The 14,097-nt window shown below is 75.6% G+C and carries 15 protein-coding genes; 8 read left to right on the top strand and 7 right to left on the bottom strand.

The features are described 5' to 3' along the window. Positions 1–68: 68 nt before the first annotated feature. The gene (locus tag ENKNEFLB_RS08965) at positions 69–353 is read right to left on the bottom strand and encodes an RNA-binding S4 domain-containing protein (protein WP_214058880.1); all 285 of its coding nucleotides are present in this window, start codon (positions 351–353) and stop codon (positions 69–71) included. Continuing rightward, positions 350–1,678 carry a DUF445 domain-containing protein gene (locus tag ENKNEFLB_RS08960; protein ID WP_214058879.1) on the bottom strand — a complete coding sequence of 443 codons (1,329 nt, stop codon included), beginning with the start codon at positions 1,676–1,678 and terminating at the stop codon, positions 350–352. The genes ENKNEFLB_RS08965 and ENKNEFLB_RS08960 overlap by 4 nt, the downstream gene beginning before the upstream one ends. A gap of 88 nt (positions 1,679–1,766) precedes the next feature. On the opposite strand from ENKNEFLB_RS08960, the gene ENKNEFLB_RS08955 reads away from it, so the two are divergent. Further along, positions 1,767–2,195 (top strand): FAD synthase family protein, encoded by a 429-nt coding sequence (locus tag ENKNEFLB_RS08955; protein ID WP_214058878.1) that lies wholly within the window; start codon positions 1,767–1,769, stop codon positions 2,193–2,195. Positions 2,196–2,856: 661 nt separating this feature from the next. Here the strand turns inward: ENKNEFLB_RS08955 and ENKNEFLB_RS08950 are convergent. Next, positions 2,857–3,003, bottom strand: a complete 147-nt coding sequence (locus ENKNEFLB_RS08950; RefSeq protein WP_214058877.1) for a hypothetical protein — start codon at positions 3,001–3,003, stop codon at positions 2,857–2,859. Between the two features lie 3 nt (positions 3,004–3,006). Here ENKNEFLB_RS08950 and ENKNEFLB_RS08945 point away from each other — a divergent pair, with 3 nt between their 5' ends. Continuing rightward, entirely contained in the window at positions 3,007–3,831 is an 825-nt protein-coding gene (locus ENKNEFLB_RS08945) for an MXAN_6640 family putative metalloprotease (protein WP_214058876.1), read from the top strand. On the opposite strand, the gene ENKNEFLB_RS08940 is transcribed toward ENKNEFLB_RS08945, so the two are convergent. After that, the gene (locus ENKNEFLB_RS08940; protein WP_214058875.1) at positions 3,800–4,945 is read right to left on the bottom strand and encodes an SLAC1 family transporter; all 1,146 of its coding nucleotides are present in this window, start codon (positions 4,943–4,945) and stop codon (positions 3,800–3,802) included. The genes ENKNEFLB_RS08945 and ENKNEFLB_RS08940 overlap by 32 nt on opposite strands. A 141-nt stretch (positions 4,946–5,086) precedes the next feature. Next, entirely contained in the window at positions 5,087–6,175 is a 1,089-nt protein-coding gene (locus ENKNEFLB_RS08935) for an SLAC1 family transporter (RefSeq protein WP_214058874.1), read from the bottom strand. 103 nt (positions 6,176–6,278) lie between these two features. Here ENKNEFLB_RS08935 and ENKNEFLB_RS08930 point away from each other — a divergent pair, with 103 nt between their 5' ends. The 3 genes from ENKNEFLB_RS08930 to galK are packed head-to-tail and all read left to right on the top strand — an operon-like array spanning position 6,279 to position 9,198. Then, positions 6,279–7,247 carry a LysR family transcriptional regulator gene (locus ENKNEFLB_RS08930; protein WP_246535921.1) on the top strand — a complete coding sequence of 323 codons (969 nt, stop codon included), beginning with the start codon at positions 6,279–6,281 and terminating at the stop codon, positions 7,245–7,247. Then, entirely contained in the window at positions 7,244–8,086 is an 843-nt protein-coding gene (locus tag ENKNEFLB_RS08925) for an HAD-IIA family hydrolase (protein WP_214058873.1), read from the top strand. Before ENKNEFLB_RS08930 ends, ENKNEFLB_RS08925 begins: the two co-directional genes overlap by 4 nt. Continuing rightward, complete coding sequence (galK, locus tag ENKNEFLB_RS08920; protein WP_214058872.1) at positions 8,083–9,198, top strand: galactokinase; 1,116 nt, start codon at positions 8,083–8,085, stop codon at positions 9,196–9,198. The genes ENKNEFLB_RS08925 and galK overlap by 4 nt, the downstream gene beginning before the upstream one ends. Positions 9,199–9,552: 354 nt before the next feature. On the opposite strand, the gene ENKNEFLB_RS08915 is transcribed toward galK, so the two are convergent. Next, on the bottom strand, positions 9,553–10,341 hold the full coding sequence (locus ENKNEFLB_RS08915; RefSeq protein ID WP_214058871.1) for a thioesterase family protein: 789 nt from the start codon (positions 10,339–10,341) through the stop codon (positions 9,553–9,555). Positions 10,342–10,421: 80 nt separating this feature from the next. On the opposite strand from ENKNEFLB_RS08915, the gene ENKNEFLB_RS08910 reads away from it, so the two are divergent. From ENKNEFLB_RS08910 to ENKNEFLB_RS08900, 3 genes are all read left to right on the top strand, one after another. Beyond that, entirely contained in the window at positions 10,422–10,928 is a 507-nt protein-coding gene (locus tag ENKNEFLB_RS08910) for a pyridoxamine 5'-phosphate oxidase family protein (protein ID WP_214058870.1), read from the top strand. 76 nt (positions 10,929–11,004) lie between these two features. Then, positions 11,005–11,559 carry a sugar O-acetyltransferase gene (locus ENKNEFLB_RS08905; RefSeq protein ID WP_214058869.1) on the top strand — a complete coding sequence of 185 codons (555 nt, stop codon included), beginning with the start codon at positions 11,005–11,007 and terminating at the stop codon, positions 11,557–11,559. Between the two features lie 74 nt (positions 11,560–11,633). Continuing rightward, positions 11,634–12,893 (top strand): YeeE/YedE family protein, encoded by a 1,260-nt coding sequence (locus ENKNEFLB_RS08900; RefSeq protein ID WP_246535920.1) that lies wholly within the window; start codon positions 11,634–11,636, stop codon positions 12,891–12,893. 22 nt (positions 12,894–12,915) lie between these two features. Here ENKNEFLB_RS08900 and ENKNEFLB_RS08895 read toward each other — a convergent pair whose 3' ends face one another. Then, positions 12,916–14,067 carry a DNA glycosylase AlkZ-like family protein gene (locus ENKNEFLB_RS08895; protein WP_214058868.1) on the bottom strand — a complete coding sequence of 384 codons (1,152 nt, stop codon included), beginning with the start codon at positions 14,065–14,067 and terminating at the stop codon, positions 12,916–12,918. Positions 14,068–14,097 lie beyond the last annotated feature (30 nt).

Here is a 14,097-nt window from a genome sequence, read left to right as displayed (position 1 = left end):
CGACCGTGAGCCGGCGATGAGGTCTCTCTCATCGACGCCCGGCCGGCCCCGACCCCGCGGGGCCGGACCTACCAGGGCAGGCCGTCGTCGAAGGTCGCCGCGTCGGCCACCCGCGCCGCCGCCGCGACGGCTCCCCCGGGCTCGTGGTGCAGCGCGACGACGTCGCCGACCTTCAGCTGGCGCCCGCGCCGGGTGTCGACCTCGCCGTTGACGCTGACCCGCCCCTCGACGACGACCGGCTTGGCCTCCGCGCCGGAGTCGACGAGGTTGGCCAGCTTCAGGAACTGCCCGAGCCGGATCACCTCGTCGCGGATCGGGACGTCGTACGGGTCGGCAGCGCTGGTCCCGGTCATGGGACCAGGATGCCCAGCGCGTGGATGACGACGCCCACCAGGCCCCCGACGATCGTGCCGTTGATCCGGATGAACTGCAGGTCGCGGCCCACGTGCAGCTCGATCCGGCGGGCGGCCTCGTCGCCGTCCCAGCGCTCGATGGTCTGCGTGATGATGCTGGTGGCCTCGGCGCCGTAGCGCTTGACGCCGAAGACGACGGCGTCCGCGACGAGGGTGTCGACGCGCTCGCGCAGCGCCGGCTCGGCGTCGAGCCGTGCGGCGAACCGCTCGACCTCGGTCAGCAGCCGACGGCGCACGGCCCCGTCGGGGTCGGCCAGCGACCCGGTGAGCGCACGCCGCAGCGCGTCCCACAGCGAGATCGCGGTCGAGATCACCGCGGGGTGGTCCAGCAGCCGGTCCTTCAGCGCCTCCGCGCGCACCGCGGTGTCGGTGCCGGGGTGCGACAGGTCGTCGGCGAGACGGGCCAGCATCTGGTCGAGGGCGTAGCGCGCCCGGTGGTACGGGTCGTCGCGGATGTCGGCGACCCACTTGACCATCTCGACGTGGATCCGTCCGATCACCCGCTCGTTGACGCTGGTCGGCGCCCACCAGGGTGCCCGCTCCCCCAGCACCTCCGAGACCGTCTCGGGGTTCTCCGCCAGCCAGTCGTGCAGCTCGCCCAGGGCCAGGTCGACCAGCCCGACGTGCACCCGGTCCGAGAGGACCTCGCCGAGCAGGCCGCCCAGCAGCGGGGAGATCGGCTCCTCCCGGAAGCGCGGGACGAGCGCGTCGTTGACCAGGCTGGTGATGTGCTCGTCGCGCACCTTGCTGAGCGCGATCGCGGCGACCTCGGAGGCCTCGTCGACCACGGTGCGCGCGTGGGCCGGGTCGGCCAGCCACGTGCCGACCCGGCGGCCCACCTCGGCGCTGGCCAGCCGCTCGCGGATGACGTCCTCCTGGAGGAAGTTCTCCCCCACGAAGTCCTGCAGCCCGCGGCCGAGGTCGTCCTTGCGACGTGGGATCAGCGCCGTGTGCGGGATCGGCAGGCCCAACGGGTGCCGGAAGAGCGCGGTGACCGCGAACCAGTCGGCGATCGCGCCGACCATGGACGCCTCCGCGCCGGCGTTCACGAAGCCCAGGAACCCGTCCCGGTCACGGGTCAGCACGAAGACGATCGCGGCCAGCACCAGCAGCGACAGCGCCACCAGGCGCATCCTGCGCAGGGCGGCCGCACGCTCCACGTCGGTCAGGCTGACGCCCGGCCCGCCCGGCCCGCCCGGGCCGTCCGGCCGTCCGCCGGGCGGTCGGTCGGACGCCGCGGCGGGCTCGGTCGTGGACAGGCTCATGGTCCTCATCCTTGCCGAGGCCACCCAGGCCGCGCCACGCACCCGTGGCAGCACCACGGCAGGAACCTCGTCTGACAGGATTCCGGCCATGCCCGAGACCACCTCCCACGCCGACGACCACCCCCGGACCGTGATCACCTTCGGCACCTTCGACGTCTTCCACGTCGGGCACCTGCGGGTCATCGAACGGGCCGCGGCGCTGGGCGACCGCCTCGTCGTCGGGGTGTCCGCCGACGCGCTCAACCTGCGCAAGAAGGGCCGCGAGCCGGTCTTCAGCCAGGCCGAGCGGCTGGCCATCGTGGCCGCGCTCAAGCCGGTCGACGAGGTCTTCGTCGAGGAGAGCCTGGAGCTCAAGAGGGAGTACATCGCGCAGTACGCCGCCGACGTGCTCGTGATGGGTGACGACTGGGCCGGGCGCTTCGACGAGCTCGGCGACGCCTGCGAGGTCGTCTACCTGCCCCGCACCCCCGCCATCTCGACCACGGCGCTGATCGAGAAGATCTCCGGCACGAGCTGAGGCCGCGCGCCTCCACCGCTCACCGGGGCCCGTACGGCAGCCTCAGGGCTTCCCCGTCCCCGACTTCCCCGGGTGTCATGCGCCTTCCCCCGCACCGTCCCTCCGTCCGTCGTGCCCGCACGCTGCTGCCCAGGCTGCTGCCGGCCCTCCTCCTCGTCTCCCTCGTGGCGACCACCACGCCGTCGACCGCTGCCGACCGCGGCCTGCGCACGACCGGTTCCACCGAGCCCGCCCCCCGGGCCCAGCGCGCGCTCGACGACGCCCGCAGCGCCCTCGCCGGCCTGGGCGGCGACCCCGGGTCCGCCCTGCGCGACCTGCACCGCGCCCTGCCCCGGCTCGGTGCCGACCCCGGCGCCGCCGCGGAGGCCCGCACCCTGCTGGCCCGCCCGACCGAGGGCGGCGCCGACGCCCGCGGCGACGGGTACGACTCACCGGCCACCCGCCGCTGCACCGAGCGGGTCTGCCTGCACTGGGTGCGCACCGGGCCCGACGCCCCGCCGGACCGGGCCTGGGCGCTGACCACGCTCGGGGTCGTCGACGACGTCCTCGCACTGCAGGTCGACGAGCTCGGCTACCGCGCGCCGCTGCCCGACGGCCGCCGCGGCGGCGACGCCCGCCTCGACGTCTACCTCGCCGACGTCGGCGCCCGCGGGCTCTTCGGCTACTGCGCCCCCGAGGACCTGCCGGGCGCGCGGCGCACCGGCACCGCGACGTCGTACTGCGTGCTCGACGACGACTTCGCGCGCGACGACTTCGGTGCGGCCCCCGCGGCAGCCTCGACGTCACCGCCGCCCACGAGCTCTTCCACGCCGTGCAGCTGGCCTACGACGCCGAGGACGACGGCTGGTTCCACGAGTCGACCGCCACCTGGATGGAGGAGCGGTTCGCCGACGGCGCCGACGACAACCGCCGCTACCTGCCGTACGGCCCGCTCCGCCGGCCCGGCGTCCCGCTGGACCTGTTCGACCCCAGCGGCTACGCCCACTACGGCGCCTGGGTCTTCTGGGAGCACCTGTCGGACCGGTTCGGCGTCGACGTCGTCCGCGACGTCTGGGAGCGTGCCGCGGTCGACGCCGGCGACGCGTCCTCGGTGCAGGCCCTGCGCCGCACCCTGCGCGAGCGGGGCGTGCACCTCCCGCTGGCCCTCGGCCGCTTCGCCGCGGCCAACCTCGCCCGCGAGCAGGAGTACGACGAGGGCGCCGCGTGGCCGGCGCCCCGCGCGTCCGCGACGACCCGCGTGACCCGTGCCGCCCCGGCGCGCACCGAGGTCGAGGTGGACCACCTGTCCTCCGCGGCCGTGGTCCTGCGGGCCGGCGACCGAGACGCGCGGCTGGTGCCGGGTCGGTGGGCGCTCCGCGTCGTCGTCGACGGCCCGCGCGCGGTGACGCGCCCCGTGGCCTGGGTGGTCGTCGAGCGGGACGGGGAGACCGTGCTGCGCCGGGTCCGCCTCGACGCCGAGGGCGTGGGGGCGGTCGCGGTGCCGGTGTCGTCCCGTGTCGACGCCGTCACCGTCTCGCTGACCAACGGGTCGTCCCGGTCCCGCTGCGGTGCGGCGGACCCGGCCTACGCGTGCGGCGGCACGCCGCGCGACGACGACCAGCCCTTCACCGTGATCGCGGAGCTGGCGCGCCGGTAGGCCCGCCCACCGGCCGACCCGCCGGCCGCAGGAGGGAGCCGTCGCGCAGGCCGGCCACGGTGCGGCCCGCGACCAGCAGCCACGCCGCGACCAGCACGACGTACAGCGCCACCGCGACGCCGGCGAGCTCGGCGGAGCCCGTGGCGACGGCCAGCGCCGACGTCCCGGTGACGACCGTCCCGACCGGGAAGGTGAAGGACCACCACGTCATCGAGAAGGGCACCCCGGTCCGCGTCGCCGCGCGGACCAGGAGTGCGGTGGCGACCCCGAGCCACGCCAGCGCCAGGCACCACGTCGGGAGCCCGTACGCGAGCCCGACGGCGGGGCCGTCCCCGGCTCCGGCCCGCCCGGCGCCGTCGCCGATCGTGTGGGCCGCGGTGACCGACTGGCCGAGCGGCCCGAGCACGAGGAACAGCGTCGGGAGCGCGGCCGCCGGTCCGGGACCGTGCCGGAGGAGGTTGCGGCACACGGCCCCCACGACCACCACGCTGGGCACCAGGGCGAGGACGAAGAGGGCCAGGCAGACCAGCAGCATGGTCACCCGCGGCGCACCGGCGGGGAGGTGCGGCAGCAGCAGCGGCCCGGTGGCGGCGCTGACCATGGGCGGTACGACCGGCATCAGCCAGGCCCCGCCGGCGTCCGCGAGGCGGTAGCGGCCCTCGCGCAGGCCCTGCCGCGGCAGCAGCAGCACGGTGGCGAGGCCGAGGAGCGTCCCCACCACCCAGAGCGCCGCCGCGACCGTGACGGCGGCCGGGGTGCCGATCAGGGGACGACCCACGAGCAGGGCTCCGGCACCGACTGTGAGCGGGGCCATCGCCACCGCGCCGTGGAAGTCGACCAGCGAACGGTCGGCCAGGTAGCGGCCCGGACCGGTCCCCTGCTGCCGGTGGTGCACCGCCGTGGCGATCGTGACCAGCACCAGCAGCAGCGCCGCCAGCGCCCAGACGACGCCGGCGGCAGCCAGCAGCGCCGCGGACCGGTGGGGCAGGGTCGCCGCGGCCACGGCCACGATGCCGGTGCCCATCACCGGGGCGAACCAGTTCGGGCCGAGGACGACCGCGGCCCGGCCGGGACCTCCGTCGGTGGCGACGGAGGTCGCGACGGGGAGGGCCATGCGCCCAGCCTGCGACGGTCCGTCCGCCCCCGGTAGTGCCCCGGCCCCGAGGGGTGCACAGGGTCAGGCTGTGGCTGGTCCCAGGACCTACCTGTCCCCGGGCCGGCGGCGGCCCCGGGTCAGGTCGCCGTCAGCTCGTCGTCAGCTCGACGTCGGCTCGACGCGGGGCAGCACGGACCGGTCGAGCAGCCCGCGCACCGTCAGGACGGCGACGAGCAGCCAGACGACGACCAGGGCGGCGTACAGGCCGGAGGCCAGCTCGGCGGTGAGCAGCAACCCGGTCGAGACGGACAACGCCGACAACCCCGTGACGACCGTGCCGGTCGGGAAGACGAAGGACCACCAGGTCATCGCGAAGGGCAGGCCCTCGGGGCGCAGCCGGGCGCGGACGGTCCAGAAGGCCAGGGCCAGCAGGACGAGCAGCGCGACGCCGATCACCGGGAGGCCGAAGGCCGGCCCGAGCCATGCCCAGCCGTCGCCCAGCTCGGTCACCGCCCCGTCGCCGATCGTGTGGACCGCGGTCACCGCCTGACCGAGCAGGCCGATCAGGACCCAGGCCGGGGGCAGGTCCTCCGCGGGGGCGCGACCGAGCCGGCGCAGCCGCAGCGCGACCGGGACCAGCATCGCCGACGCGGCCACCACGCCCACCAGCAGCAGCACGACGCACACGCCGAGCAGGAGGAGGCGTGGCCACCCGGCGGGGAGGTACGGCGAGAGCATCGGCACGACGGCCGCGCTGACCAGGGGCGGCACGACCGGCAGCAGCCAGGTCGCGTCGGCGTCCTCGACCTCGTAGCCGTCGCGGGACCGGACCAGGCGGGGCACGCCGATCGCGGTGACCACGCCGACCACCGTGCCGACCGACATCAGCACCGCCCCCACCGTCACTGCGACCGCGGTCCCGACCAGGGGCGCGCCGACCGCCACCGCGCCACCGCCCACCGTCAGCAGCGCCATCGGCACCGCCCCGTAGGAGTGCACCAGGACGTCGTCGGCCAGGAAGTGGGGCAGCACGCCGGGCCACTTGAGGTGCTGCCGGACCGTGACCGTGACGACCGCCAGGAGCACCGCGGCCGCGAGCACCCACAGGCCGGTGGCGACCGGGGACAGCCAGGACGGGCGCAGGGGCAGTGTGGACGCGGCGGTGGCCAGGATCCCGGTGCCCATCACCGGGGTGAACCAGTTCGGCCCGAGCAGCCGGGGTGCGACGCGCTGCGGGGCCTCGGGCATGGGACGAGCATGGAGCACCCGGTCCGGACCGACGCCACCGCCCACGCACGACCCCGTCGGCGAAGGCACAGGAGAGCCCTGTGCGAGCCGTACGCTGGGTCCGGTGACCACCGACCTGTCCCGCGTCCCGGACCTGGCCGCGCTGCGGCTGCTGGTCGACGCCGCCCGTCTCGGCAGCATCGGCGCCGCCGCACGGGCCTCGGGGGTGAGCCAGCAGTCGGCCTCAGAGCGGCTGCGCGGGGTCGAGACACAGACCGGCCTGCGCCTGCTGCGGCGCGGCAGCCGGGGCTCGGAGCCGACCGACGAGGGACGGGTCGTGGTCGAGTGGGCCGGGCGCCTGCTCGACCTCGCCGAGGAGATCGACCACGCCATCGGGGGGCTGCGCTCGGACCGGGACCGCGACCTCGCCGTCTGGTCGAGCATGACGATCGCGGAAAGCCTGCTCCCCCGCTGGCTCGTGCAGCTGCGCCAGCGCCAGGAGGCCGAGGCACGTCGCCCGACCGTGGTCAGCCTGACCGCGACCAACAGCACCCACGTCGTCGAGGCGGTGCGTTCCGGCGAGGCGCACCTCGGCTTCGTCGAGGGCCTGTCCGCGCCGTCGGGGCTGCCCTCGGTGCCCGTCGCCGCCGACGAGCTGGTGCTGGTCACCGTGGCCGGCTCGGCGCTGGCGCGCCGGCGTACCCCGCTCTCGCCGGAGGACGTGGCCGGCCTGCGCACCACCGGTCGCGAGGCAGGCTCCGGCACCCGTGAGGTCGTGGAGGCCGCGCTGGCCGCCCACGGACTGGCCCCCGCGGCCGGGCAGGTGGAGCTGACGACGGCGGCGGCGGTGCGGGAGGCCGTGGCGGCCGGCGGCGCGCCGGCCTTCCTCAGCCGGAGGGTCGCCCGCCGCGAGCTGGACGCCGGCCAGCTGGTCGAGGTGGCCGTCGAGGGCCTGGACCTGCGCCGCACTTTCCGTGCCGTGTGGACCGGCCCCGCCCGTCCCCCGGCTGGCCCTGTGCGCGAGCTGGTCGCGGTGGCCCGCACCCGCGCCCGCGCACAGGTGGCGCCGGGTGCGGCAGGATCGGCCCCATGAGCAACGACACGGGGTCGACGGCGACCCAGCCCCCCGCCGGACGCCCGATCGAGACCTGGCTGACCGACATGGACGGCGTGCTGGTCCACGAGGAGCACGCGATCCGGGGCGCGGCCGAGTTCGTGACCGCGCTCAAGGAGTCCGACCACGACTACCTGGTGCTCACGAACAACTCGATCTACACGCCGCGCGACCTGCGGGCACGGCTGCTCGGCAGCGGCATCGACGTGCCGGAGAAGGCGATCTGGACCTCGGCGCTGGCCACCGCGCAGTTCCTCGCCGAGCAGCGTCCGTCCGGCACCGCCTACGTCGTCGGCGAGGCCGGTCTGACGACCGCGCTGCACGACATCGGGTACGTGATGACCGACCGTGACCCCGACTACGTGGTCCTCGGCGAGACCCGCACCTACTCCTTCGAGGCGATCACCCGCGCGATCCGGCTGGTGTCGGCCGGGGCCCGCTTCATCGCCACCAACCCCGACGTCAGCGGCCCCTCCCAGCAGGGCCTGCTGCCGGCCACGGGCTCGGTGGCGGCGCTGATCCAGGCCGCGACCGGGCGCGAGCCGTACTTCGTCGGCAAGCCGAACCCGCTGATGATGCGCTCGGCGCTGAACCGGCTCGAGGCGCACTCCGAGACCACCGTCATGGTCGGCGACCGGATGGACACCGACGTCAAGGCCGGCCTCGAGGCGGGACTGCGCACGATCCTGGTCACCAGCGGCTCGACCGCCCCCGACGAGGTCGAGCTGTTCCCCTACCGCCCCACCCACGTCTCGGGATCCGTCGCCGACCTGCTGGACGTCGTCCGGTCGGGCCGGCTCCCGGCGGAGGACGCGTGACCGACGCCGGCACCTGGTCGGCGCCGGGGCGGGTCAACCTGATCGGCGACCACACCGACTACAACGGCGGCTTCGCGCTGCCCTGCGCGCTGCCCCGGCGTACGACGGTCCTCGCCCGCCGCCGCGACGACGGCCTGCTGCGGGCGCGGTCGGCCGGCGCCACGGAGCCGCTCGAGGTGCGGCTGCCGGGCGTCCGCGGCGAGGTGGACGGCTGGGGCGCGTACGTCGCCGGCGTCGCGTGGGCCCTGGCCGAGGCCGGGGTGTCCGTGCCGGGTGCGGACCTCGAGATCACCAGCGACGTCCCGCTCGGCGCCGGCCTGTCGTCCTCGCACTCCCTGGAGTGCGCGGTCGCGCTCGCCCTGACCGGCCTGGCCGACCTCGAGGTGCCGGTGCCCGAGCTGGCGCGGATCGTGCAGCGCGCCGAGAACGACTACGTGGGCGCCCCCACCGGGCTGCTCGACCAGACCGCGTCGCTGGCCTCCGTGGCCGACCATCTGACCTTCATCGACGCCCGCGCCGAGACGGCCCTCCCCGTGCCCTGCGACCTCGCCGCCGCCGGGCTGGAGCTATTGGTCATCGACACCCGCGCGGCGCACGCGCTGACCGACGGGGCGTACGGCTCCCGCCGCGACGCCTGCGAGCGGGCCGCGACCCGGCTCGGGGTCGGGACGCTGCGCGAGCTGACCGACGACCTCGACGTGGACGGCGCGCTGGCACGGCTCGACGACCTCGCCGACGACCCGGAGGCCGTACGCCGGGCGCGCCACGTGATCACCGAGAACGCCCGGGTCCTGGAGGTCGTCGACCTCGTCAGGACCGGGCGGCTGCGGGACGTGGGCCCGGTGCTGACCGCCTCGCACGCCTCGATGCGCGACGACTTCGAGAACTCGGTGCCCGAGGTCGACCTGGCCGTGGAGACCGCCACGGCCGCCGGCGCCCTCGGCGCCCGGATGACCGGCGGCGGGTTCGGCGGCTCGGTCGTCGCCCTGGTCGACACCGCCCTGGTGGCGGCGGTCGAGGCCCGGGTGCGCGCGGCCTACGCCGACGCCGGCTTCGCCGAGCCGGGCTTCCTGACGGTGGTCCCGGCCCGCGGCGCCGGGCGCGACGCGTAGGGGCGTCTCCCGGCCCGGTGGTCGAGGAGCGAGCGCAGCGAGCGTCTCGAGACCCGGTGACCACGGTGGTCGAGGAGGCGGCGCCAGCCCGGTGCCGGACGACAACCGGACGGCGCCGCCGAGCCTCCACCCCGCAACGCCCCCACCCTTCTGACCCACCACGCAGCAGCACCCGTACCGCCTGAGAGGCACGCCCACCCCAGCCCCGTCGACGTGTGATCTGCACTCACCCGATGCGTGCAGATCACACGTCGACCACCGGCCCTGGTCTCGAGACGCTCGCTGCGCTCGCTCCTCGACCACCGAGACGACCACCGGGCCGCCGACGCGTCCGCCCCGACCGACCGTGACCGGTCAGCGCGCGGCGGCCCGCCGCAGCGTCAGCACCTGGGCGGCCGTGCCGACCGGGCCGTGCTCGTCGTGCAGCACCGTCGAGGTGAGGCCGACGCCCTCGGCGCCCCAGGTGACGGACGTGTCGAGACCGACCCACGGCCCTCGCGGCGTGCGGTGCAGGTGGTAGGTGAGGTCGACGTTGGGGTAGGCCCAGTCACCCGGAGCGGCGCGGACCGCGACGCCGTTGGCGGTGTCGAGCAACCGCGTCCAGGCCGCCTGCTCAGAGACCTCCTCGTCCGCCACCAGCGCCACCGGGGAGCTCACCCACGCCCGCCCCCGACCGGGCGCCGCCCCGGCGGCACGACGCACCTCGAGCGAGCCGATGTAGCCGCCGGGCCACAGCGAACCCATCTCCCACGGCTCGGAGCGCGCGGGCGGCGGCATGGGGGTCACGTCGTGCGCGGCGACGTCGGCGGTGTCCGAGGGCGCCAGGCGCCAGGTACGGGCGCGCAGCACGGCGCGCCCGGCGTACGACGCCTCGACCTCGGCGAGCTCGATCGTGCGCCCGGGGCGCACCACCCGGGCGCCGACCTCCACCTCGTCCACCGGCACGACGCCGAGGATGTCGATGCTGACCCGCGCCAGCGCGAGGTCCGGTCGGGGCAGGTCGCGCTCGAGGACGTGCACCAGCAGGCCGCAGAGCGGGCTGACGTGCTGCTCGGTCGTCGACCACGCCCCGCTGGTGTGCTCGGTGGCGAGGTAGGTGGTCCGGCCCGTCCGCCGGAAGTACGCCTCGTGGTGCTCGGTCACGGCGACGACCCTGCCAGGCCGCGGCCGACCACCCCGGCAGAGGGTGGCCAGCCTCCCCGGGGTGGGCGCAGGCTGGGGTCATGACCTCCTCCGAGCAGACCACCACCGCCGGCGACCAGGACCGCGAGCGGGCGCACCTCGTCGAGCTGATGGAGGACATGCCGATCGCGATGTTCACCACCTTCGGCACCGAGGGCCCGCGCAGCATCCCGATGGCGCGCCAGGAGGTCGAGCCCGACGCCGAGATGTGGTTCATCACCGCGCGCGACACCGCCCACACCCGGGCGCTCGGCCACGACGCGTCGGTCGCGCTCACCTTCTCCTCCCGCGACACCTGGGTGTCCCTGACCGGGAAGGCGTACGTCGTCGACGACACCGCCAAGCTGCGCGAGCTGTGGAACACCTTCGCCGAGGCCTGGCTGCCCGGCGGGCCCGAGGACCCAAACGCCGTGCTGATCCGCGTCGACGTCGAGAAGGCGGAGTACTGGGACACCCCCGGCGGCAAGGTCGCCTCGCTGCTGTCCTTCGCCAAGGTCAAGCTGACCGGGGACACCTACGACGCGCGGCACGGCACCGTCGAGCCGTGACCCGGTGGCCGCCCGCGCGGCCCTAGGCTGCGCGGGTGACCAGCACCCCCGCCCCGACGAGGGCGACGACCGGACCATGACCGAGCGGATGCGCGCCGGCGAGCTGTACCTCGCCGACGACCCCGAGATCGCCGAGGCCGGCCGCCGTGCCCTGGACCTGGTGGCCGCGTTCAACGCCACCAGCGCCCGCCAGGAGGCCCTGCGTCGCGGGCTGCTGGAGGACCTGCTGGGCTCGCTGGGCGAGGGGACCGAGCTGCGTCCGCCGCTGCAGGTCGACTACGGCACGAACCTCCACGTCGGCGACCGCTGCTTCGCCAACTTCGGCCTGGTCGCGCTCGACGTCGCCCCGATCACGATCGGCGACGACGTGCAGATCGGCCCCAACGTCCAGCTGCTCACCCCCACCCACCCGATCGACGCCGACCTGCGCCGCGCGAAGTGGGAGGCGGCCGAGCCGATCACGATCGGCGACAACGTGTGGCTGGGCGGCGGCGTGATCGTGTGCCCCGGCGTCACGATCGGCGCGGACACCGTGGTCGGTGCGGGCTCGGTCGTCACCCGTGACCTGCCCGCCGGCGTGGTCGCGGTCGGCAACCCCGCGCGGGTCCTGCGGAGCGCGGCCGACGACTGACGGCCGCACCGCCGAGCGCCACGACGTGGCCCGCGCCACGGAACACCCACCGGCCCTGCCGGGTTGGACCCCTCGTGGCTACCGAACAGTTCTCCGCCGACCAGGCGACGGCCCGTCCCGACACCCGACCGGCGCGTGCCGAGCCGGCACCTCCCCCCCAGGCCGGGGTGGTGATCGCCGGCCTGCTCGGCACCCTCGTGCTGGGCGGCATCATCTGGTCCCGCTCCGGGGGCATGACAGCCACCCTCTTCGCGGTCGGCACGGCCTTCGGCTTCGTGCTGTTCCACAGCCGCTTCGGCTTCACCTCCGCCTGGCGGCAGCTGGTCGCGGTGCGCCAGGGCGCCGGCCTGCGCGCGCACATGCTGATGATCGCCGTGGCGGCCACGCTCTTCGCCCCGATCCTGGCCACCGGCGCGTCCTTCGGCGCCGGCACCACCCCCACCGCCTCCCTGGCCCCGATCGGCTTCGGCGTCGTGATCGGCGCCTTCCTCTTCGGCATCGGCATGCAGGTCGGCGGTGCCTGCGCCTCCGGGACGCTCTTCGCGGTCGGCAGCGGGCAGTCGGCCATCGTGCTGACCCTCGGCGGGTTCGTCGTCGGGTCGGTGCTCGGTGCCTGGACCTTCGACTTCTGGCTCGGCCTGCCCGCCTTCGGCCCGGTCTCGCTGGCCGACACCGGCGCGGGCTACCTCGGCGGGTGGCTGATCACGCTGGCCGCGATCGGCGCCGTCGTGGCGGTCACCTACGTCGTGGGCCGCGGGCGTCGCGTGCCGCCGACCGGCCGCCCGGCCTCGGCCCGCGGGGCCGCCCGCGCCGTGCGCGGTTCCTGGCCGCTGTGGGTCGGCGCGCTGCTGCTGGCCGGCCTGAACGGCCTCACCCTGTGGCTGTCCGGCTCGGCCTGGGGCATCACCTCGGCCTTCGCGCTGTGGGGCTCCAAGCTGCTCGACCTCGTCGGCGTCGACGTCACCTCGTGGTCCTACTGGGCCGATCGCGCGGGGTCGTACGAGGCCGGTGTGCTCGGTGACACCACCTCGGTGATGGACATCGGGATCATGCTCGGAGCCCTGGTCGCCTCCGCTGCCGCCGGCGCCTGGACCCTGCACCGGCGGATCCCGGGCAAGCTCGCGCTCGGCGCGGTCCTCGGCGGCATCGCGATGGGGTACGGCGCCCGGATCGCCTACGGCTGCAACATCGGGGCGTACTTCGCCGGGATCGCCTCCTTCAGCCTGCACGGGTGGCTCTGGGGCGCGATGGCGCTCCTCGGGACCTACCTCGGTCTCAAGCTGCGCCCGGTCTTCGGTCTCGGGAACCCGAAGCCCGAGGACTCCGTCTGCTGATCCCCGCCCCCACGGCGTCCACTCAGCGGCGGTCGAGCCGGAGGACCTCCAGCCCCAGCCAGGTCGCCAACGCGTCCAGCTCGCGGTCTACCGCCTCCCGGACCGCCGGGGACCAGGGAGCGTCCTCGTGCACGGCGTCGACCCGCAGCACGCCCTCGGACGCCTCCGCGCTCGCGTCGACCTTGCCGACGAGCTCCTCGTGGTGCAGGACCGGCAGCGCCCAGTAGCCCCACCGCCGGGCGGCCACCGGCTTGTACATCTCGAGGGCGAAGTCGAAGGCGAAGAGCTCGGCGGCCCGCTTGCGGTCGACGACCAGCCGGTCCAGCGGCGACAGCAGCGCCGTCCGGCCCGGGACCTCGTCGTCGACGTCGGTGAGCAGGGCGGGGTCGACCCGCCACCGCCCGCGGACGCCCTCCACCACCGCCGGCTCCCCCGCCTCGCCCACCGACCCCGGCTCCCCCGGGACGACCAGCCGGCCCGGTCGGGCGATGCCGAGGGCGGCCAGGCGGCGCCGGTCACGCTCGGCCTCCGCCTCGGCCAGCGGGACCACCGGGTCGTCGGGGTAGACGCGCTCGGCCAGGTCGTAGACCTTGTCGCGGCCCTCCCGACCGACGACGGCGACCTCGCCCCGGGCGACCATGAGCTCGAGCAGCCGGACCCGGTCGCGGCCGTGGTTCCACCCGCTCGAACGCCAGGGCCTCACGCACGTGTCCGGCAGCTCCGGCACGGGCAACGGACCCTCGGCGCGCAGCAGGGCGAGGATCTCCTGGCGGCAGCCGCCGTTGGCCGCGACCCAGTCCCGCAGCTCGCTGGGCCAGCTGGACGTCGGGGTGTCCTCCCCCGGCCAGGCCGCCATCTCCGCGCGCAGCAGCGCGACGTCCTCGGCCGGACGGGCCATCATGTGCAGCTCGACCAGGCTGCCGGCGTCGAGGGCGTCGCGCAGGTCGGCCGGGGCGTACGACCCACCCAGCCTGCTCCACAGCACGACGTCGGCGCTGGGGGCGACCGCCGCGGTCGGGTCGAGCTGGACCACCGTGAGGTGCCGGACCACGTCCAGGAGGTCGGTGGGCCGGTCCGCGGTCAGCAGCTGGGCGCGCACGGCCAGCCGTCGCGCCCCGGCGCGGGTCAGCCGGTGGGCGGGGGCGTCCGCCGCGTCGGCGGCTCTGGCAGGCACGCCACCACTCTGCCGGAGACCACCGGGGCG

It is taken from the genome of Nocardioides aquaticus (genome assembly GCF_018459925.1).
In the GTDB taxonomy this organism is placed as follows: Bacteria; Actinomycetota; Actinomycetes; order Propionibacteriales; family Nocardioidaceae; genus Nocardioides; species Nocardioides aquaticus.
This window is presented reverse-complemented; position numbering and strand designations above follow the sequence as displayed.